Raw genomic sequence first — 20,524 nt, 5'->3', positions numbered from 1 at the left:
ATGGCGCTCGATATTTCGGCAGCCAATGCCATTTTTACCATTACGGTGCCGGGGCTTTACAATGCGCCTGTCACACTCAAGAACTTTGCTACAGACCGTGCGTGGGATGTGGCCGAGCAGAGCTGCGCACAGGTCCAGATGTCCATTGATGGATACCTGAACGCGGGTTTTGTGCCCGAACCCGTGGACCAGCACATTATGCTGTCCGCCGCGAGCGAGAGCATATTGGTGTTTGAGGCCATTATGACCGCGCAGCAGACCGCCCGCACCCTCTACCGCCTTGGGGCAGAGGTGACGTTGACCTCCACAGGCCGCAAATACACCATGGTTAATGGTGTGCTGCGCGCCATGGCCCCCATGCCCAGTGCCGGGCGTATGCTGGCGGACCGGCACTTTGCCGTATGCTGGCAGGCCATTTACCCAGCGGGGCTGTAATGGCTATCCGTCAGGTACAGGTGTGCGTTCCGCTGGAAGGGGCGGATAAGGGCAAAACATTTGTCATTACCCGCATGTCCGCCATGGAGGCGGACAGGTGGGGGCGGCATTGCCTTCAGGCCGCCATTGCCTCAGGGGCGGATATTCCGGGGCTGGATGCGGATGCGGGTTTGGCGGGCCTTGCCGCTGTGGGGCTGGGTATTTTTTGGCGCCATGGACCCAGAGCGGATGGACGGGTTGCTGGCCCGGTTGATGCAGTGTGTCAGCGTGCAGCCGGACCCGCGCAACGCCGCAGTCCGCCGCCCGCTGGATGAGAGCGATCTGGAGGAAATTCCCACTGTTGGTTGGCTCCAGAAGGAAGCCTTTGCCCTGCATGTGGATTTTTTCAAGGGCGTCGGCCCGTTGTTTTCCCTTCTGTCGGCACTGCTTCAGACGGAAGCCAGCGCGCCGCCGCCCGATGCCCCAATGTGAGTGAGCGCCATGCGCTGGTTATGATGGAAGGTCTGGCCAGCCTGCATGAACTCCAGAGCGTGTATGACAGCGAGGATTTTGAAAACCTGCTGGAAATGGCTCTGGTCAAACGATTTAACAGGTAAACGCAATGGCAACGCTAACACAGTGGCTGGCGTCCGTCCTGCTCTGCTCCCACGGGGGGGATGGTGCCGGGCCGGGGGAGGCGGGGTCCGCTCTGGCACGGGCTGTGCTGTCTGTGCTGGCAGGGGCCAGTTTTGCGCCCGTGCGCCAGCCGGTTGGTGGGCGCGGGTATGGTGGGCAAAGCGCGCTGGAGGCTCTTGTCTCTACCGTTATGGCTCCCGCACGGGCACACGCTGGCGTGGTGGAAGGGGCCGTGCCCCTGCCCACGCAGCAGGGGGCTGGAGGTGGGGTGGTGCGCGCCCCGCTCCGCCGTAGGTGGGTGCCTAGGGTGGATACTGGCGGGGGAATACGGCTTGTGGCGCCGAACCCAGCAGTTGCAGCGGTTCCTTATGAGGGGGCGGAGGCATCTGCTCATTTTTTGAAAAACATAAGTGATAGAACAATACCGTCTGGAGCAGATGCCGCAGTCTTGCCACGACCAGTGGCCACGCGGCACCAAGGGTGGGCTGGCCGCGCCGGAGGGCTGGGCACTGAGGCGCATACGCTTAGGCTGCCAACCGGGATGCTGGTGGGGGCAGGTGGTTCGTACCATCGGCCTTTGCACGGTCTGGTCCATTTGCTGGGCCAGGCGGGTGTGCGCTCTGCCAGTACGGCTATGCGCCATGCGGTGGTGCGGACGTTGCAGCAGGAGTATGCCGCGTGGCCGGAGCATAATGCTCCCTCACCCCATGCGGGGCTTATGGCCCATGCTGTGCCGCCCGGTGTGCTGGGGGCGGATTGGGGGGCAAAGGGTGCTCAGGCGCTGGCTTTGCCTGCCGTGCCAGCACAGTACCTGCACGCAACCAGCCAGGCGGTGGGGTTTGCCAGCACGGTGACCCCCGCACGGGTGCAGCCCGGACCCGCTGTGCAGGCACAGATTACCGTTAACGCCAACGGCAGCACGCCCCGCGCCATAGGGGATGAGCTGGAACGCCGGATGGACACACTGCGGATGCAGGCGCGGCAGGCTAATCTGGGGCAGTTTTAGGCCCTCCTTTAGGGTTCCTTGCTGCGTGGGGGCTACATGGCTGTTCAGCAGGGGGGTATCTGGTTTATGGTCGCTGTATGCGTCTGTTTCTGGCTTTTGCTGTATGCTGTTTTCTGTCCTCTCCCGCTTGGGCGGTGGAGGAGCGGTGTAATGCGTTTGGGGTTAAAGCCCAGTTGCCGGTGTTAACCAGCACGCGGCTGGAGCAGGGCACAACATTGCTGTGTAACCGGGGGTATGTGGTCCTTGTGTCCACCGTATCGCACGGGCCGTTGTGGGCGGCGGAGCATTTGCGGGCGGATGAGCTGGGCATGGCCGCCAAGCTCCCCCGGACGGGGCACTTTTTTTCCGACCCGCGCTGGTCTGGTGGGCCCACCCTGAGCGATTACAAGCGGAAAAAACCCTACGACCGGGGGCACATGGCCCCCAGTGGCGACCAGCCCACCCCACAGGCACAGGCGGAAACCTATGCCCTGTCCAACATTGTTCCGCAGGCTTCTGTGTTGAACAAAGGCATATGGGCCCGTCTGGAAAAAAAGGTGCGGGTGCTGGCCCGGCGCGAGGGTGAACTGTTTGTGGTGACTGGGCCTGCTTTTCATACCCGGCCCATTGCCACGTTGGGACGTGACCATGTGTATGTGCCCAGCTCGGTGTGGAAGGCGGTTTACTCGCCATCACGCAACAGGGCGGGGGTGTATGTGTGCAAAAACAGGGCTGTACACCCGCATTGTGACCAAGTGACCGTGCAAACCCTTATCCGCAACGCAGGGGTGGACCCGTTCCCCGCCGTGTCGGCTCAGGTCAAGGCGGAGGCGTGGCGCCTGCCCGCGCCATAAGACCTGCACGGGCCTTACGGGGCTGTCTCCTTTTTTGAGTGTTTTTACGCATAGGCGGCTCCACGGGGCCGCCTTTTCTGTTTTGTCCGCCGCCCGTGCGGCCTTCCCTCATACATGCCCGATTTTACAGGGATGGAGTTAGCCCGTTATGCCTTTGCTTCCCGTCAGTCTTCCTTCGGTGTGGGATGTGCCCGTGGCCGCGGGGGTGCCTGCGCTGCTGGGCCAGTCGGTTGGTGCCGGGGTTTCGGCCTCTGCCTCCACCACGCTGGCCACTGCGCTGGATGCCGCCTTGCTGGCGCAGGCGGAGCGGCAATGGGGTATTTTTACGCAGGATAACAGACCGGTCCTAACATCGGGGCATGTGCGCGCCCTTGGTGTGCAAAGCCAGTGCCGCATTGCCAATGCACCGCTGGAGGATGGGTCCTTCCTCTCCTACAACAAGGTGCGTGTGCCGGGGCTGTATGAGGTGGAAATGCTGTGCGACGGCTCCAGCATGGAGCTGGGCAGCGCCAGTGCGCTGGGGGACCTGCTCTCCAGCTTTGGGGTGTCTGGCCTTTCTGGCGCGTTGCAGACGCGGGCCGTGTTTATGGCGGCACTGGATAGTCTGGTAGCAGACCTTAACCTTTACCACATTGTTATGCCCGAGGCGGTTTACGCCAACGTGAACGTAACCGGCTACCGCCTGCGGCGGGAGGCCCGGCAGGGTGTAAGCCTGCTGCTGGCCGAACTGAGCGTGCAGGAGGTGCGGCTGGGGGCCAGCACCACACTTGCGGGGACTGCGTGCCCACAGGGGCAGGCCGTGTGCAATGCGGGGCATGTGCAGGCTCTGGCCTCCAATATGGATGTAACGGGGTACCAGTAATGGCGGTTGTTATTCCTCTGGGTGCGGTGGCGTACCAGAGCCTGCGCGTCCCCCTTTCCGGCCATGCCGTAAGGCTGGACCTGCAACAGCGGGGGACTGGCCTATATGCCTCGGTGTGGATGGATGATGTGCCCGTGCTGGCGGGCGTGCTGTGCCAGGACCGGACATGGCTTATCCGCAATGCCGCCTATGGTATGCCCGGAGACCTTGCCTTTGCCGATACGCAGGGCACGCAGGACCCGGACTATAGCGGGCTGGGTAGCCGGTTTGTGCTGGTTTATGCGGAGGGGCAGAATGTCTGACGGCACACAGGCGGCAACGTTGGGCAACCGGCAGGTGGAGGTTGTATTTAACCTTGCGCAGGACGGATTTGGCCAAGGCGGAACAGACACCATAACCCTGAGCGGCTACAGGGTGCGCTGCCAGATCTTGAGCACGGGGCTGGAAAGCGGCATGGCCTGCTCCCTACGGGTGGAAGGGCTGGCGCTGCCGTTGCTCAACCGCCTTTCCGTCCTGCAAGCGGGTATTGCCACGCAAACCCGCAATACTGTGACCATTCTGGCAGGCAATGCGGGGGAGCAAAAGCCGGTTGTGTTTTCTGGCGGTGTGGTCGAGGCTTTTGTGGATTACGCAAATAGCCCCGATGTAGCGTTTGAGCTGCGCGCCCTCTCCGGCGCGTTGCCTGCGGCGGTGCCGGTTACGCCAACATCGTTTGGGGGGGATGTTGCGGTCAGTACGGTCATGCAGGTGTTGGCCACCAAGGCGGGGCTGACCTTTGTGGACTATGGCGTGCAGACCATGCTGCGTGGGGGCGTGTATTACAAAGGTTCCGTGGCCGAGCAGGTGGATAGCTGCGCCCGCGCGGCCAGAATTGCCTACCAGATCGGGGTGGGGGTGCTGGCCATATGGCCCACGGGCATGGTGGCGCAGGCGGATGCGCAGGCCGTGCCCGTGTCGGCCGATACAGGGTTGCTTGGCTACCCCAGCTACAGCCAGTACGGCGTGCAGTTCCAGACCGTGTTTAACCCCGGTATTCGCTACCGCGATACGGTGAGCCTGCAAACGGGCATGGCCCCGCAGGCATCTGGCGTTACGCTGCCCGCCAGTGGGTTGTGGGTGGTGCAGAGTGTGCGCCACGACCTGCAAACCGAGCTGCCCGATGCCCCGTGGTTCACAACAGTAGAGGCGGCAAGGCCAGACTTTGCCGGACAGGCTTTTGCAAAATAAACTGATAGGCTCCTTGCAGGCGGAAGATGGCGCAAGTGCCTTTAACGCCACCAATGCGGCTATTCGCCGGGTGCTGGCTATGTTGGGCGCCACAGCGCTGGTGCAGGTACGGGCGGTGCGCGCCAGTGGCCTAAACCCGGTGGGCACGGTGGATGTGCAGCCTATGGTGCACCAGCAGGATGGGGCAGGCCGCACGGTGCCGCATGGGCTGATCCACAATGTGCCTTACCTGCGGTTGCAGGGTGGGCGGCGCGCCCTGATCTGCGACCCGGCAGTGGGGGATATTGGAGCCATTATTGTGTGTGGGCGCGATATTGCCAGCGTAAAGGCCACGCGCCAGCCGGGTGCGCCGGGGTCCTTCCGCCAGCATGATTACGCAGACTCTCTGTATATTGGCGGGTTTTTAAACGGAATTCCGCAGGAATACGCAGGCTGGGTGGGGGAGGACTTTGTGCTCAACACAACAGGCCGGTTTATTGTTAACGCCACCCAGTGCCAGATAAACTGCGCCGTGCAGGTGCAAGGCGCGGTGAGTGCCGGAGGGGACGTGCAGGCAGGGCAGATCAGCCTGCAAACGCACACCCATGCCGGGGTTCAGCCCGGTTCGGGGCAGACGGGTGTGCCACAGTAATGTGGCAATGTCTTTTTACAGATCACAATATTTTCCATGACAGGCCGCCTTTACGGGCGGCCTTTTTTGTTGAGGCACCATGACGACGCTGCTGCTTGACCGCACAACATGGGACCTGCTGCCAGATGCCAACGGCAACGTGGCTGTGGCGTCCGGATCTTATGCCATAAGCCAGAATGTTTCTTCCGCCATCAGGGTTTTTTTGGGCGAATGTTATTATGACACGGCCAAGGGCCTGCCTTACCGGCAGCATATTCTGGCCCATACACAGGCGGCTCCGGTTTTTAGAATGCAGGCCGAGCAGGCCGCCAGCGCGGTGGACGGGGTTGCCGCCGCCCGGTGCGTGCTGACCGGACTTTCCGCCAACCGCCAGCTTTCTGGCTATGTTCTTGTATCCACAACACAGGGGGATGTGCAGCATGTCGGGTTCTAGCAGTGTGGGCACAACATCCGTTCCCGCACCCACCATGACGGATGCAGGCTTTGTGGCCCCGGCCGAGAGCGATATTCTGGCCGGTATTCTGGATGATATGAACGCAGCTTTTGGCAATGTGCTCAATACCGACCTGTCCACCCCGCAAGGGCAACTTGCCATGTCGCTCACCGCTATTGTGGGCGATGCGTATGACCAGATGCTGGCACTGTTTAACGGCGTGGACCCGGCCAGAGCCGCAGGCCGAATGCAGGACGCCATTGGCAACCTGTATTTTATGACCCGCAAACCCGCCACAGCCACGGTTGTTACCTGCCAGTGCGTGGGGGCGGCTGGCACCGTTGTACCGCAGGGCACGCTGGTGCAGGATGGAAGCGGCAACACCTACGCGGCGGATGGCGCCATTACGCTGGATGCCACGGGCAACGGTGTTGGCGCATTTTCCTGCACGGTTACGGGGGCGGTGGAGTGCCCGCCACACAGCATAGGGGTGTACCAGTCGGTCGTGGGGCTAACCAGCGTTACCAACGCGGCGGCGGGTGTGACCGGGGCAGCGGTGGAGGGGCGGCAGGCCTTTGAACTCCGTCGGCAGCAGACTGTGGCGCATAACGCCATTGGCCCGCTGGACGCTCTTGCGGGGGAGGTTCTGTCCGTTGCGGGCGTGACCGATGCGTATGTGAACGAAAACAGCACGGCGGAGCCTCTGGTTATAGGGGGTGTAACCCTGCCAGCCCATAGCCTGTATGTGTGCGTAAATGGGGGCGCGGATAAGGACGTGGCGCTTGCCATCCTGCGCCGTAAGCCCCCCGGTTGTGCCAGTGTGGGCACAAGCAGCGTGGTCGTTGTGGACCCCAACGCCAGTTATGCCACACCGCCAAGCTATACCGTGCAGTTTACGCGCGCGCAGGCGGTGCCCGTGTATGTGGCGGTGGTGCTGGCGGCTGGGGTGGATGTGCCCTCCACCGCTGGGACGGATGTGCAGGCCGCCATTGTGGCCGCGTTTGAAAACGTAGCGGACGCCCAGCGTGTGCCCATTGGCGGCACGGTTTACGCCAGCCGCTTTTATGCCTGCCTGAGCGCACTGGGGAGCTGGGTCCGTATTGTTGAGGTCAGCGTGGGCCTTGCACAAAACCCTACCGGGCTGACGGCACAGGTGGGAATTGACCAGATCCCCGTTGTATCGGCCTCCACAATTAGCGTTGTGGTGTCCTGATGCAGGATGTGCAGCAGACCCTTTTGTCCCAGTATGCCAATGCGCCGCGTATTGTGGCGTTAATTGAGGGCTGGAACCAGATGCTGGACCCCGCCCCCCTGATAGACCAGTGGTACCAAATGGTGTGGAACATGCACACCGCGCAGGGCTACGGGCTGGATGTATGGGGCCGCATTGTGGGTGTATCCCGCGTGCTCACCCTGTCCTCCCAGTCCTACACTGGTTTTTTTGAAGCCTCGGACCTAACGGAAGAGGGCTTTAACCAGACCCCGTGGTACCAGGGTGTGGAGGCAACCAGCAATTACCGTCTGGCGGATGATGGCTACCGCCAGCTTATTTACGCCAAGGCGCTGGCCAATATTGCGGATGGTTCCGTCCTGCAGATCAATCAGGTGTTGATGACCCTGTTTGCCGGGCAGGGCGATGCCTATGTGCGCGACAATGGGGACATGACCATGACTTATGTTTTCCGGTTTGTGCCAACGGCCGTGCAGGTCAGCATTATTCAGAACAGCGGTGTTCTGCCACGCCCCGTGGGGGTTGGTGTTTCCTACGTTATTGAGAGTACATCCTGATGAAAAGCACAGATGATCGCAAGATGTTTGGCACCCCCATAGGGGCGCAGGCTGTTGCGGGGAACATTGTGAGCATACCGCAAACACAGACCAAGGCGGGGGATGGCACGGCCTCGGTGGCTCTTGGCTTTCCGCCGGAAACGTTTATTGCGCGCGCAGCCGGGGGCGAACCCCCGCGCGGGCAGGATATGAACGGCCTGCTCAACCTGCTTTCCAGCGCCATACAGGTGTTGCAGACAGGCTACCTTGGCCCGTTTGATGCCACCTTTGCCCAGTCCATTGGTGGTTACCCGGCCGGGGCCATTGTGTGCGGCGGCACACCCGGCGCATTCTGGGTGAGCATGGCGGATGCCAATGTCTCCCCACCCGGAGCAGATGGGGCAATGTGGCAAAGCCTGTTTAACGGGCTGGCGACCCAAGCCGCCCTGACTTTGGAGGCGCAGCAGCGCAGCAGTGCCGAGCAGACACTGAACACCGCCATAACAGAGGAAACAGCGGCGCGGATAGCAGCACAGTACGTGCCGTCCGTTCCGGCGGCGGGTCAGACACGTATTACGTCACTGGTGGAAAATGCAGATGGCCGCGCGGTTTTTGGAGATGGGACAAACGCGCCTGTTCTGGCTAATGTGACGGACCTGCCACTTTCTGACCCTACCCAGAAAATTCAGGTCTTCACTGCATATGTAAAATTTGCGTCCAACGGTTATACCACAATCACTTTTCCAAAGGCATTCGCGCCGGGGGTTACCCCAACCGTGGTGCTCCCCTCCACACAGGAACAGCCCGGCAAGTGGTCATTTATTGGTATTGCCAAAGCGTCTGACGGCACTTTGTCTATAAGCAACACGGGTTTTACCATTTACGGTGTTGGCTGGGGCGGGAGCAGCAACTTCTATAATCTGGTGGAGAACAACTTTATTCCGGTAATAGCCGTAGGAGCGTTCTAATGAGCATTTTAGACGACCTAAAAGCCGCCTACCCGGCGCGTTATTATGCCACAATGGACCAACCCTGTGGCTGGTATGATATGTGGGAGTATTCCTCCATGGATGGGCTGCCCGCCGCCAACACGCTGTTTGCCATGACGGCAGACCAATGGGCCGCAAAAGGTGGAGACACAGGCACAAAAAGCATGGCCGTCGTGAACGGCGCGCTGGTGGACTACACGCCCCCGGTTGTGGCTGTGCCGCTTAAAACGCAGGCTATCTCGGCGCAGGCATGGATACAGCAGCAGGCCAACCTTGCTGCCGCCATGGGCGAAGTCTTTACCGCGGATATGAAGGCCTATGTGCAGGCCATTGCCGCCATAGCTAACGGCACGGACACCACCAGCACGGCCCTGCCTGCCCAACCCACGGATGTGATGACCACCAGCACGGCGGCCACATAAGGCTCCGTATCACTCTGACAAAACATACCGCCAGCTGAGGCGGTTTTTTTATGCCCGGATAAATACAGATGACCGAAACACAGTGCGCAGCCCCCTGCGCGGCTGAGGATGACCTGCGCCTGATTGTGGACCGCCACGCCCGCCGTCTGGATGGGCTGGAGGACGATGTGGATACGCTCAAGTCCGGCCAGAGCGCCATGATGGAACGCCTGATTTCCATAGAGGCACAGGGGCAGGAGCGTGAGCGCAACAGGGCGGCGCAGGCGCAGGATACGCGCAACGCCCTTGCGGCCCTGACCCAGCAACTGGCCGAACAGACGGGCGCACAACGCCGCCAGAACGAACTGGCGGAGGACAGCCTGCGGCGGTGGCGCAAACTGGCCGTTGTGGCGGGGCTTTTGTGCACTATTGGTGCGGCGGTCGGGTCCACCCTGCTGTCCGACCAGGAGGTGGCCAGCACCATATGGGTGCAATGGCTGCACCTGCGTGAGCCGTGGGATATGCCGCCACCAGGGAATGCCCAATGCCGGGCCTTGATCTGGGGCAGCTCAAGGCCATGCTTGTGCGCCCGGTTCTGGCGCAGTTGGGCCTTGGGGGGAATAGCGCGGTTAACCTGCTGGCAGGCACGGCGTTGGTGGAAAGTGGGCTGGTATGGCTCAGGCAGAATGGTGGCGGTCCCGCTTTGGGCCTGTGGCAGATGGAACCCGCAACGCATGATGATTGCTGGCGGAATTTTCTATTCTACAGGCCCGCTTTGGCATCCGCCATAATGCGGCTGGGGGGTGCTGGGGCTGGTCTGGGTGGGGCCGGGTTGCTGGTTGGTAATCTGGCTTATGCGTGTGGGATGGCCCGCGTGGTGTATGCCCGCGCACCGACTGCTTTGCCCGCGCCGGAGGATGCGTGTGGCCTCAGCGCGTATCATAAACAATTTTATAATACAGCGCTGGGTGCTGCGGACTCGCACCGCAATGCGGCGCTGTTTGCGCAAGCCATTGCGGCCTGATGGCAGGCTGGCGGGGCGATAAGCGGCGGGCGGCGGCGCGTTGTGGCCTGTGCGCCACCACGTGCTGGCCCCATGCGCGGGAGGGAGCGCGGATTCAGAAAGGTGAAAAAGGGCAGGATGAATGAGGCAGAAAAAAGGTAAGAGGGGTCAAGCGTAATCTCTGAAAATAACATTAAGTTCACAAAAAAACGGTTATATTTCATGTTGTTGTATTTCTAATCGGTTGTTAAGAATTTTCCTGTCCTGACCTTGCGGGCTGGATTAAGGCGAAAAAACATGACGTTGCGTTTATTAGAGGTGGACGTGCCCGCATATTCTAACCAACGCCTGATGCGCGATATTGCGAGCAGGGTCGCGCCCGTTCACGCAACGGAAGCCGGGTCGCACGTTCTTGCCATTTTTCAGGACAATGCCGAACTGGCGGGTATTCCCGTGGTGGATGAGCACAACAGGCCCATAGGCATTGTGCAGCGGCGGGACTTTTTTTTGCGGCTTGGGCAGCGGTTTGGCTACGAGGTTTACGCCAACCGACCGATTTCCCTCCTTATGGAGTGTGAACCCATACTGGTTGATGTGCACGAAAAAGTGTCCGACTTTGTTGCAACAATCCTGAACATCCGCTCCCTTAACCAGATTAACGAATTCATCATAACGGAAGAGGGGCAGTATTACGGACTTGGTTCAGCACTCAGCCTGACGCGTTCCCTGCACGCACAGGCCATTGATACCATTACCGAGCTCAACAAGATTGCGGGCGAACTCCGGCAGGCCAACAAAACCATCATGCGCGATAAATCCTTTATTTCCGGTATTGTGGATAATATCCCCACCGCCATTCAGGTGCGGGATATAAAAACGGGCGACATTATTGTGCATAACAAGGCAGCGGAGGAATACGGCCTGCATACTACGGCCGCCTACGCCAATGTTTCCCATAACGCGCCGTTGCTGCTGGATGGCAAACTGCCTGAAGACCCATTTCTGTACCAAAAGCCCGATGCGGTGGAGGAAACACTGATGGACCGGCAGGGGCGCGAGCGCGTTGTCTCCCGCCATGACCTGCTGATTGCGGATGATGACGGCAATATGCGCTGGGAGCTGTGTGTTGCCGACGATATTACCGAATACCGTGACGCCCAGCGCCGGATTGAACGACTGGCCCATTATGACAGCCTGACCGGGCTACCCAACCGCTATTATCTGGGTATCCATCTTGGCGAACTCTCGCAGGATACGGACAACCCGTTCGTGCTGCTGTATATAGATCTGGACTACTTTAAATCCATTAACGACATGTATGGCCATAGCGGCGGGGACGAACTGCTGATTGCCGCAGCCAACCGGCTGAAGGCCTGCTGCCGGGAGGAAGACTTTGTTGCCCGGTTGGGGGGCGATGAATTTGCGGTTGTTTGGCAGCACTGCGGCCCGTTGACGGAAATTGAGGCGCGGCTGGAGGAGCTGGTGGCAAGCCTTGGCCGCCCCTACATTATTCAGGGGGCGGAGGCCAAGTCCGGGGCCAGTATTGGTGCGGCCGGTTTTCCCTCGCAGGCGGGGGATGTGACCACCCTGCTGCAATATGCGGATATGGCGCTCTACCGCGCCAAGGCGCTAGGGCGTTGCCAGCACAAGCTGTTTGATACCGATCTGAGCTACGAAATTCTGGAAAGGGCCGAGCTGGTATCCGCCCTGCACCGGCTGGTGGAAGGGGAGGGGCTGCTCCTGCACTACCAGCCCATTTACGGCATTAGTGCCCGCAAGGTGCAGTCCTACGAGGCGCTGGCCCGCTGGAACCACCCCGAACGGGGGATGATCCCGCCTGATGTGTTTATCCGTCTGGCGGAGGAAACAGGGCTTATTCATCAGCTTGGTGCCCGCATCCTGTATATTGCCTGCCACGAGGCGCTGAACTGGCCAGCGCATGTTAATGTCTCGGTCAACGTTTCCCCCCTTCAGCTCAAAAACAGAAAATTCCCCGAAATTGTCAAACGTGTTCTGGAAGAGACCGGTCTGGATGGCAGGCGGCTTGAGGTGGAAATTACCGAAAGCGTGCTGATGGATGAATACGAACACAAGAACGTTATTTTAAGCGAGCTCAAGGCGCTGGGCTGCAAGATCAGCATGGACGATTTTGGAACAGGCTATTCCTCGCTGAGTTATTTGTGGAAATTCTCGTTCGACAAAATCAAGATCGACCGGAGCTTTGTGCAGGCGCTGCCAGACCCTACCGCCAAGGAAATCATACAGGCCATTCTGGGCATTGCCAGTATTCGCGCCATGACCGTAACGGTGGAAGGGGTGGAAACAGCCGCCCAGTTGCAGATGGTCTGCAACATGGGGTGTTCGGAAGCACAGGGGTATTACCTTGGCCGCCCGCAACAGCAGGCCGTTGCAGGCGGGCGCGAGGTGGAAATGGCTTTTGCGTGGGACTGAGCGGCCCCAAAGCCGGGTCCGCTCCGCACCCCTTGTTACGTTAGTCCTGCGCGCGTGGGCCCCATGTGCCCGTTTGTTCCAGTAGCAGGACCGGGTTGGGCGTGCCGTTTACAACCTGCTGGCTTTGCTGCCCATCCACGCTGCGGGGGGTGTCCCCCACCAGTGTAACGCGCTGGAGTTCCCGCTCCTCCTGACCAAAGTCGGCAATGGCGCGGTGTTCAGTCGCCCTGTTATCCCACATGGCAACATCCCCAGCCTGCCAGTGCCAGGTTATTGTATTTTCCGGCCGGGTAACATGCCCTTGCAAAATGCCAAGCAATGCCCGTGAATCCGGCAGGTTGAAGCCGACCAGCCGTTTAATGAACTGGCCCAGCAGCAGGGTCTTTTCCCCCGTTTCGGGGTGTACGCGCACCACAGGGTGTTTGGCCTCAAACACGCGGGCGGCAAAAACATTGGCCTGCCACTGAATAAATTCCCAGTCGCGCTCGGCAATCAGGTCCGTGTGGTCATACTCGTTATTGGTGTGAATGGCCCATAATTTGTCGGCCAGATCCTGCAAGGGTTGTGGTAGCGAGCGGTACGCCGTGGCGGTATTGGCCCACAATGTTGCGCCGCCATAAGGGGAGGGGCGGATGCACCGCAGGATGGACGCCTTGGGGTAGGAGGCCATGAATGTCATGTCCGCGTGCCATGTGTTGGCCGCCCGTCCTTTGCGCGCCTTAAGCTCAAAAATATGTTTTGTGCCTTGTGCGCTGGAGACCGTGGGGTGGGACACAAGCGTGCCAAACCGTGCGCCAAGCGCCTCCTGCTGCGCGCTGGTCAGCGACTGTTTGCGAAAGAAGACAACCTTATGCTCCAGCATGGCGTTGTAAACGAACGCAACGCTGGCTTCGTCCAGATCGGGGGACAAGGTAATGCCCCTGATCTCCGCGCCAATCTGGCCACCAAGTTTTGTAACGGTGGGCGAGGCTGTTTTTTCTACCAGACCGAGAGACATTTGGGTATTCCTCAAAAACAACACCAATTTTTGGTGGAATATGTGTGATGGAAGGGGATGCGTCTGAAGTTTGTCTTAGAGTGTTGTTTTACAACATATCTTTGTTTCAGGCATTGAGCAGTCCCACAATGTGTTGCGTGGAGTCGGGAGCAGGAAACCCCGTTCCGGACTCGGATTATGGCGATTCTTGATCGTTAAATATACTAAAATTCTATTATTAACAACGATTGATAGTTTAATCTTGACTACATAACGAAATTGCATCGTTAATTGCGAGTCGATTCGTATTTAAACTTCCAGACGTAGTGGAAAATAGAATGCTCACCCTGCCTTCGAACCTGCGCCGTATTGTTCTGAATGTCTCGGTGACGTCCCTTGGTTGCGCCATGGTCGCTGGCACCGCACAGGCGCAGTTACAGACACCAGCCACTAAAAAATCTTCCACAAACCACACTGCACTCGAAGCCGGGCAGGCGGAGGATGTAACCGTTAGCGTGCGCAGGCGCAGCGAACCGTTGCAAAAGGTGCCGGTGGCAACATCAGTCTATTCCGCCAAACAGGCCACGCGGGATAACGTGCATGACCTGCAGGGGATTTTTGAATTTATCCCTTCCGCCAACTTTCGGGCCAACTCCTCCTCCAAGGACCGGGCAACCTTTGTGCGCGGTATAGGCACCATTGCAACCTCGCCGGGGGTGGAGCCGTCTGTTTCCACCGTGCTGGATGGGGTGGTGCTGGCCCGGCCGGGGCAGGCCACGGCGGATATTCTGGACCTTGACCATGTGGAGGTCATGCGCGGGCCACAGGGGACGCTGTTTGGCAAAAATGCCTCGGCTGGCGCGGTCAATATTGTAACCCGGCAGCCTACGGCGGACTTTCATGCCTTTGCGGAGACCTCCTATTTTTCGGGTAATGAATACCGACTGACCGGGGGTGTTTCGGGCACGCTTGTTCCGTCCAAACTTGTTGCCAATGCGTCTTTTCTGGTCGGTGGTTTTGACGGGAATGTTAAAAATCTGGCCAATGATACAATGGTCAATGGCTACGAACACCGTGGCGCACGCAGCAAGTTCCTCTGGACCCCGGATGAGGAAACACAGGTTACCTTTGGGCTGGACTACATGTACCAGAACGACCTGGTGCCAACAGGGGTTTATACCTCCACCAATCAGGTAGCGTACCCCACAGGCGCAGTGACAACCAACCCCACATTGGCCTCCGCTCTGGCGGGCGAGGGGGTTACGCCGTCCAAAAACAACACCTCGGTCAGCAATAATACACAAAGCCGGTCCGTGGACCATACTGGCGGGTTTTCCGCAACGGTTGATCGGGATCTTGGGCGTGGGTACAAGCTAACATCCATTTCCGCCTACAGGCAGTGGCAGAACATTCAGGATCAGGACTACGATGGCCTGTCCGGTGTGTATGCCACCCTGCCAGAGGTGCGGGACCACGGCACGCTGAACTTCTGGCAGGCCTCGCAGGAAGTGCGCATTGCCTCCCCCCGCGGGCACTTTTTTGATTATGTCGCCGGGTTTTACTACCTGCATGGGGTGGACCGGGAGGTGTATAGCCGCGCTCTTTCGCAAAATGGGCAAAGCACGGCTTATGGCCAGTCGCATTATGGCATCACCAACAACAACTATGCCGTTTTTGCCGAAGGGAACCTGAACTTTACAAAAAAATTCCGGGCTATTCTGGGTCTGCGTCTGCTGCGGGATGATCTGGGGTATGACATGTCACGCCGGTCCACATCCGCCGTGGCGGTCACGGGTATTCGCCCGTCCTATGCGTCCTCTGGCTCAACATCGCAAAATGGGTATGTGGACCGCATCGGCCTGCAATATGACATCAAGCCCGATATTCATGCGTATTTTACCTATTCGCATGGCTATAAGGGGCCTGCTTACAATACGTTTTTCAATATGCAGGCAACAGATGCGCAGGTGCTTAAGCCCGAGCAGAACAACAGTTTTGAACTGGGGCTTAAATCCCAGTTCCTGCACCGGCGTGTGACGGCAAACTTTGCGGCATTTATTGAAAATTTTTCCAACTATCAGGCTAATTTTCTGGATAACGTGGCCGGTGGCGCAGTTTACCGTATGATCAATGCCGGGTCCGTCTCCTCCAAGGGGGTCGAAGGGGATGTGGCCGTGCGCACCCTGCCGGGGCTGACGCTGGGCGGCAACTTTGCCTACACCTACGCTGTGGTGGACAAGTTTAACTGCCCTGCGGGTGCTCCGGCATCGTGCAATGTGAATGGCCAGCCCTTACCGTTTGCACCACGCTGGAAGTTTGTGCTGAACGCGGATTACACAAAAAGCCTGAACAACCGCTTCACCGTATCGGTGGATAGTGACTACACATGGCAGAGCCGCACGCAGTTCGCCCTGACCGAAACGCCAGACACGGTGCAGAAGGCTTATGGCATATGGAACATGAGCACCACATTGCAGGACAAAAAGCTCAAGCTCCAGCTTTCACTTGTCATGCGGAACGCCATTAACACGCATTATGCCTCCTACATGGCCTATGGCGCGCTGGGCGGTGTGACCAGCTCCATCCCGCGTGATTACGGGCGTTACGGCGGCTTTGTGCTTCGCAAGGATTTCTGAGTATGGCACAGAACGGAATATCCAAGCGTCCTTCGCAGGTTTTTACAACAGTTCTGTTATGCTCCATTATTGTGGTGGCAGCAGCAGACAGGCAGATTATTGCGCTGCTCAAGCCCGTTCTGGATCAGACATTTGGCTGGACGGCGCGGGACTACGCCAGCATTGCCGCATGGACGCAGGTTGCCGCAGCGTGCAGCCTGCTGGCGGCAGGGTGGCTGGTGGACTGGGCGGGGCCAAAACGCACGTTGGGTGTAGCGCTAACAGGCTGGAGCCTGCTGACCGTGCTGCACGCCTTTGCCTCCTCCGTGCGGGATTTTGTGTTGATCCGTGCGGGCCTTGGCGCGTTTGAGGGCGCAGGCACCCCTAGTATGATGAAGTTTATTGCGCAGGTCTTCCCGCGTTCCGAGCGGGGCAGGGTTATTGGTATTCTTAACGCCACCCCCAATGTGGCCGCGGTGCTGACACCCCTGCTGGTGGCGCTGGCTCTGCCTCTGGTTGGCTGGCGCGCCCTTGTGGTGGCGCTTGGCGGGGTCGGGCTTGTGCTGGCGTTGTGCTGGCAGTTCCGTGGGCCGGTTGCCTTTACCTCGGTTGCGCCACAACAGGCGGGTGGTGGAGCACAGGCACAGCTGCGAGACCCAGCGGTGCGCCGGGTTGTTGTGGCGTTTTCCATTAGCAAGGTGCTGTCGGACGCCACATGGTGGCTGCTGCTAAGCTGGTTGCCCGATATTTTTCATGCCCATTTTGGCCTGAGTATGCGCGGCATGAGCGGCGCATCGGGCACGGTTTATATTGGTGCGGGTATTGGCGCATTCTGCGGGGGTGTTCTGCCGGGGCTTTTGCGGCCCTATGTGGGGTCTTTGGAGCAGGCGCGCCGCATTGTTATGGGCACGGCAGCCCTATGCGTTGTGCCGATGATGTTTGTGTTTTTCACAACGTCGCTGACTGTTGGTCTGCTCCTGTTTACCGTTGCCCTTATGGCGCATCAGGTTTTTGCCAGTAACCTGTTTGGGGTGGTTACGGACTGGCTGCCAGCCAGCTTGGTCGGGCGGGCCACGGGTATTGGCGCGTTCTGCGGTAACCTTGGCGGGGCGTCCATTCTGTGGGCCAGCGGCTTTGTGCCCATGCCGATTATTCTGGGTGGGTGCAGTCTGGCCTATGTGCTGGCATGGAGCGTGCTGCGTGTGCGGGTGGCCCCCGTGTGGCTGGAGAGTACTTTTTGCGAGCCACAGGGCGGGAACGTGGCTCTGGTAGCGTAAAACACAAGCCTGAATAACAATTTTTCCATTTTTATCCAAAAAGGATCATGTAATCCAATGAACTGGCAACCTTCCGCCACGCGGTACGAGCAGGCAGACTTCCGGCGTTGTGGGCATTCCGGGCTGGACCTGCCGCGTATTTCCCTCGGTCTGTGGCATAATTTTGGAGATACGGACGCCTTTGCAACCGGCCGCGCCACCATCCGCCGGGCGTTTGACCGGGGCGTGACGCATTTTGACCTCGCCAACAATTATGGCACGCCCTATGGCTCGGCGGAGGAAAACTTCGGGCGTATTTTGCAAAAAGACCTGCATCCCTACCGCGATGAACTGGTTATTTCCACCAAGGCGGGGTGGGATATGTGGCCCGGTCCCTATGGCAATGGCGGGTCACGCAAATATCTGCTCGCCTCCCTTAACCAGAGCCTGAAGCGCATGGGGCTGGACTACGTGGATATTTTTTATTCCCACCGCCCAACGCCCGATGTGCCGCTGGAAGAGACCATAGGTGCGCTGGTGCAGGCCCACAGGCAGGGCAAGGCGCTTTATGTGGGCATTTCCTCCTACGATGCTGCCAGCACGCGGGAGGCCGAGGTCATTTTGCGCTCTGCGGGTGTTCCCCTGCTTGTGCACCAGCCCGCATACTCGCTGCTGAACCGGGGCATAGAGGCCACCCTTTTGCCAACGCTGGAGGAGCTTGGGGTTGGGTGTGTTATTTTCTCCCCTTTGGCTCAAGGGGTGCTGACGCGCAAATATCTGGGGGGTATTCCATCCGAATCCCGTGCGGCCACAAGCCGTTTTCTGGATCAGGCAGCCATAACTCCGCAGGTGTTGGATGCCGTGCGCCAGCTGGACCAACTGGCGCAGGCGCGCGGGCAGAGTCTGGCGCAAATGGCCGTGGCGTGGACGCTGCGCAACCCGGTGGTTACATCCGCCATTATCGGTGCCAGAAACGTGCAGCAACTGGATGAAACACTGGCCGCACTGGATAATCTGACATTTGACGCCACGGAACTGGCCGCCATTGAGCAGGCTTTATCTGGCGTATGAGCGGTGCCGGGTCGGGCGTGTAACGTCTGGCCCGCAGCCGCATATTTGCGTGGATTGGCTTTTACAGCGTGTTGCCGAGCGCCTGTTCCCACGGTGGGGTAGGGGCGTAACACTGCGTGAGGAAATCTATCATGGCGCGGGTTTTAAGCGGCAGGTTTATGCCCGGTGCATAAACGGCGTGCAGATCCGGCCCCGGTACGGGGGGCATGTCCAGCGCCAAAGCACGCAGGCGGCCAGCGCGGAGTTCCTCGCTCACAACAAACACGGGCTGGTACACTATGCCCGCCCCGGCTAGTGCGGCCTCGCGCAGAACATCTCCGTTATTGGCGCTAAGTGGGCCGGAAACGGACACGGTTTTTTCTCCCCGTTCACCAAAGCTCCAGCGGTTGGCGCTGTTGGTGCCGCTGAGTGTGTAGCCAAGGCAGGCGTGCTGGCTTAGTTCCTCCACATGGGTGGGGGTGCCTGCGCGGTCCAGATAAGCGGGGGCGGCGCACACGACCATACGAATGGTGGCCAGCCTGCGGCTGCGTAGGGTGCTAGCGGGCATTTTGCGTATGCGCAGGGTTAGGTCCCAGCCCTCGTCTATCAGGTCCACGGTGCGGTCGTTCAGGCCCAGTTCCACCGTTACGTGTGGGTACAGTCGGCTGAATTCCGGCAGATAAGGGGCCACATACCGTATGGCGAAGGAGACAGGGGCATTCAGCCGCAGGTGGCCGCGTGGCTCGCGCCGCTGTTCGGTTACGGCCAGTTCCACTTCTTCCATGTCGGCCAGAATACGCTGCCCACCTTCAAGGAACAGGCGCCCCGCCTCGGTGAGCGAGAGGTGGCGTGTGCTGCGGCGGAACAGCGTTACGCCCAGCCGGTCTTCCAACGCGGTGACATGCTTGGTGACCATAGTGGGGGAGAGGGCCAGCGCACGGGCTGCAGCACTAAAGCTGCCAACCTGCACCACCTTAACAAAAACCTGCATACTGGTGAAACGGTCAAGCAAGGAGCGGCTCCTGTAAGAGGGGCGGGGCTGGGGGATGCGGGCTAAAACACGCATCTGTTCTAGCAGCCCATGTTTGTTTTTGTCATGCTGGGCTAAACACCGGGCAGATGTTCGGCCATGCGCACACCAATGGGGGCGCAGGCCGGGTTACGCGCAACGTTATAAGGGCAGACAGGGCACGTGGCAGACAGGAGGGGAGAAGACCGGCGGCATTTGGCCATAGGGTTGCTGGCAGGCGCGGCCTGCGTAGGGCTGGTTGCCACGGGGCCCTGCGCATATACGGCCCCCCTGCGCACCCATCCGGCCAGCCAGTCCGCCCCGGCCGTGCAGGATGTGCCCCGGTCGGACGGGCTGCACGCCCTGCCAGTGACCAGCGTGCAGGCGGATGCGTTGCCGCGTGTTGTGCCGCAGGCAGACCCCAGCCTGTTCCTGCCGTGCGATGGCAACACCGGGTTGGCGGCGTTCTGGTCCGGGGCGGAGCTTATGGTGGTGGTGGACCGTGCCCTGCCTGCCTTGTTCCACCTGCCGGGGGATGGCAGCCTGTTTGACCGGCGTGAGAGCATAGCCCTTAACGGCGCCACGCTTCTGCGGCTGTATCTGCCGGACCATCCCACCCTCGTGGTGGAACGGCAGAAGGCTGGCTGGCTGCTGTGTGTTGCCCGTAAGGCGGGGCAGGGGAGTTGCCACGCCCCCGCCACCCTGCCTGCCACGCACCTACAGCCGGAGCCGGGGCGTGTGCTGTTTGCGCAGGCCCAGCCGGGGCAGGTGGTCACCATACCAGACCCCGCAACCGGAGGGCGGCTGTTTGTGGGCACAACGCGGCAGGTGGAGGCGGCTGTGCAGCCCCGTCAGGCCGTAGGGTATGCCGTGCGCCCGGCGGTGCTGGGGGTTGTGGTTGCGGCAGATTCCGCACAACTGGCCATGCAGGCCACACCCAAGGGGCCGGTGCTGGAGGCCATAGC

General features: G+C 59.9%; 23 protein-coding genes and 1 pseudogene. 21 read left to right on the top strand and 3 right to left on the bottom strand.

All coding sequences use genetic code 11. The features are described 5' to 3' along the window. The 15 genes from AGA_RS00105 to AGA_RS00040 all read left to right on the top strand — a co-directional run bounded on the left by AGA_RS00105 (position 1) and on the right by AGA_RS00040 (position 9,220). Positions 1-435 (top strand): phage tail fiber protein, encoded by a 435-nt coding sequence (locus tag AGA_RS00105; protein ID WP_059022487.1) that lies wholly within the window; start codon positions 1-3, stop codon positions 433-435. After that, a complete protein-coding gene (locus AGA_RS13950) occupies positions 435-749 on the top strand; it encodes a hypothetical protein (protein WP_059022486.1) in 315 nt (104 codons plus the stop codon). Before AGA_RS00105 ends, AGA_RS13950 begins: the two co-directional genes overlap by 1 nt. After that, positions 703-906, top strand: coding sequence for a hypothetical protein (locus tag AGA_RS13945; protein ID WP_059022485.1), 204 nt, complete (start codon positions 703-705; stop codon positions 904-906). Before AGA_RS13950 ends, AGA_RS13945 begins: the two co-directional genes overlap by 47 nt. Then, positions 903-1,031 (top strand): hypothetical protein, encoded by a 129-nt coding sequence (locus AGA_RS14285; RefSeq protein ID WP_264811858.1) that lies wholly within the window; start codon positions 903-905, stop codon positions 1,029-1,031. The genes AGA_RS13945 and AGA_RS14285 overlap by 4 nt, the downstream gene beginning before the upstream one ends. 5 nt (positions 1,032-1,036) lie before the next feature. Further along, on the top strand, positions 1,037-2,056 hold the full coding sequence (locus AGA_RS00090; RefSeq protein WP_059022484.1) for a hypothetical protein: 1,020 nt from the start codon (positions 1,037-1,039) through the stop codon (positions 2,054-2,056). Between the two features lie 77 nt (positions 2,057-2,133). Beyond that, positions 2,134-2,889 carry a DNA/RNA non-specific endonuclease gene (locus AGA_RS00085; protein WP_059022483.1) on the top strand — a complete coding sequence of 252 codons (756 nt, stop codon included), beginning with the start codon at positions 2,134-2,136 and terminating at the stop codon, positions 2,887-2,889. Positions 2,890-3,037: 148 nt separating this feature from the next. Next, entirely contained in the window at positions 3,038-3,751 is a 714-nt protein-coding gene (locus tag AGA_RS00080; protein ID WP_059022482.1) for a hypothetical protein, read from the top strand. After that, entirely contained in the window at positions 3,751-4,053 is a 303-nt protein-coding gene (locus tag AGA_RS00075) for a phage baseplate plug family protein (protein ID WP_059022481.1), read from the top strand. The genes AGA_RS00080 and AGA_RS00075 overlap by 1 nt, the downstream gene beginning before the upstream one ends. Then, positions 4,046-4,978, top strand: a complete 933-nt coding sequence (locus tag AGA_RS00070; RefSeq protein ID WP_059022480.1) for a baseplate hub protein — start codon at positions 4,046-4,048, stop codon at positions 4,976-4,978. Before AGA_RS00075 ends, AGA_RS00070 begins: the two co-directional genes overlap by 8 nt. Then, positions 4,968-5,609, top strand: a complete 642-nt coding sequence (locus AGA_RS00065; RefSeq protein ID WP_059022479.1) for a Gp138 family membrane-puncturing spike protein — start codon at positions 4,968-4,970, stop codon at positions 5,607-5,609. The genes AGA_RS00070 and AGA_RS00065 overlap by 11 nt, the downstream gene beginning before the upstream one ends. 79 nt (positions 5,610-5,688) lie before the next feature. Further along, positions 5,689-6,042: a hypothetical protein gene (locus AGA_RS00060; RefSeq protein WP_059022478.1), complete on the top strand. Its 354-nt coding sequence runs from the start codon at positions 5,689-5,691 to the stop codon at positions 6,040-6,042. Continuing rightward, positions 6,029-7,255: a baseplate J/gp47 family protein gene (locus tag AGA_RS00055; protein WP_157065252.1), complete on the top strand. Its 1,227-nt coding sequence runs from the start codon at positions 6,029-6,031 to the stop codon at positions 7,253-7,255. The genes AGA_RS00060 and AGA_RS00055 overlap by 14 nt, the downstream gene beginning before the upstream one ends. Next, positions 7,255-7,830 (top strand): DUF2612 domain-containing protein, encoded by a 576-nt coding sequence (locus tag AGA_RS00050; RefSeq protein ID WP_059022476.1) that lies wholly within the window; start codon positions 7,255-7,257, stop codon positions 7,828-7,830. The genes AGA_RS00055 and AGA_RS00050 overlap by 1 nt, the downstream gene beginning before the upstream one ends. Next, the gene (locus AGA_RS00045) at positions 7,830-8,777 is read left to right on the top strand and encodes a hypothetical protein (RefSeq protein ID WP_059022475.1); all 948 of its coding nucleotides are present in this window, start codon (positions 7,830-7,832) and stop codon (positions 8,775-8,777) included. The genes AGA_RS00050 and AGA_RS00045 overlap by 1 nt, the downstream gene beginning before the upstream one ends. Continuing rightward, complete coding sequence (locus AGA_RS00040) at positions 8,777-9,220, top strand: hypothetical protein (RefSeq protein ID WP_059022474.1); 444 nt, start codon at positions 8,777-8,779, stop codon at positions 9,218-9,220. The genes AGA_RS00045 and AGA_RS00040 overlap by 1 nt, the downstream gene beginning before the upstream one ends. Here AGA_RS00040 and AGA_RS14405 read toward each other — a convergent pair. Beyond that, positions 9,115-9,702 (bottom strand): hypothetical protein, encoded by a 588-nt coding sequence (locus AGA_RS14405; RefSeq protein WP_197556479.1) that lies wholly within the window; start codon positions 9,700-9,702, stop codon positions 9,115-9,117. The genes AGA_RS00040 and AGA_RS14405 overlap by 106 nt on opposite strands. A gap of 41 nt (positions 9,703-9,743) precedes the next feature. Here AGA_RS14405 and AGA_RS14400 point away from each other — a divergent pair, with 41 nt between their 5' ends. Both AGA_RS14400 and AGA_RS00030 read left to right on the top strand, forming a co-directional pair. Beyond that, the gene (locus tag AGA_RS14400; RefSeq protein ID WP_059022473.1) at positions 9,744-10,223 is read left to right on the top strand and encodes a hypothetical protein; all 480 of its coding nucleotides are present in this window, start codon (positions 9,744-9,746) and stop codon (positions 10,221-10,223) included. Positions 10,224-10,499: 276 nt separating this feature from the next. Next, positions 10,500-12,653 (top strand): putative bifunctional diguanylate cyclase/phosphodiesterase, encoded by a 2,154-nt coding sequence (locus tag AGA_RS00030; protein ID WP_059022472.1) that lies wholly within the window; start codon positions 10,500-10,502, stop codon positions 12,651-12,653. A 40-nt stretch (positions 12,654-12,693) separates the two neighbouring features. On the opposite strand, the gene AGA_RS00025 is transcribed toward AGA_RS00030, so the two are convergent. Next, on the bottom strand, positions 12,694-13,650 hold the full coding sequence (locus tag AGA_RS00025; protein ID WP_059022471.1) for a TauD/TfdA dioxygenase family protein: 957 nt from the start codon (positions 13,648-13,650) through the stop codon (positions 12,694-12,696). A 317-nt stretch (positions 13,651-13,967) separates the two neighbouring features. On the opposite strand from AGA_RS00025, the gene AGA_RS00020 reads away from it, so the two are divergent. The 3 genes from AGA_RS00020 to AGA_RS00010 are packed head-to-tail and all read left to right on the top strand — an operon-like array spanning position 13,968 to position 18,571. Continuing rightward, positions 13,968-16,265 (top strand): TonB-dependent receptor, encoded by a 2,298-nt coding sequence (locus AGA_RS00020; RefSeq protein WP_059022470.1) that lies wholly within the window; start codon positions 13,968-13,970, stop codon positions 16,263-16,265. A 2-nt stretch (positions 16,266-16,267) separates the two neighbouring features. Beyond that, the gene (locus tag AGA_RS00015) at positions 16,268-17,521 is read left to right on the top strand and encodes an MFS transporter (RefSeq protein WP_083503481.1); all 1,254 of its coding nucleotides are present in this window, start codon (positions 16,268-16,270) and stop codon (positions 17,519-17,521) included. Positions 17,522-17,578: 57 nt separating this feature from the next. Further along, positions 17,579-18,571 carry an aldo/keto reductase gene (locus tag AGA_RS00010; RefSeq protein WP_059022469.1) on the top strand — a complete coding sequence of 331 codons (993 nt, stop codon included), beginning with the start codon at positions 17,579-17,581 and terminating at the stop codon, positions 18,569-18,571. A gap of 61 nt (positions 18,572-18,632) precedes the next feature. Here AGA_RS00010 and AGA_RS00005 read toward each other — a convergent pair whose 3' ends face one another. After that, a complete protein-coding gene (locus AGA_RS00005) occupies positions 18,633-19,562 on the bottom strand; it encodes a LysR substrate-binding domain-containing protein (RefSeq protein ID WP_059022468.1) in 930 nt (309 codons plus the stop codon). 180 nt (positions 19,563-19,742) lie between these two features. Between AGA_RS00005 and AGA_RS13880 the strand changes: the two are divergent. Continuing rightward, positions 19,743-20,524, top strand: a pseudogene (locus AGA_RS13880) (hypothetical protein); the annotation flags it as partial.

This window comes from Acetobacter ghanensis (assembly GCF_001499675.1).
Classification (GTDB): Bacteria; Pseudomonadota; Alphaproteobacteria; order Acetobacterales; family Acetobacteraceae; genus Acetobacter; species Acetobacter ghanensis.
This window is presented reverse-complemented; position numbering and strand designations above follow the sequence as displayed.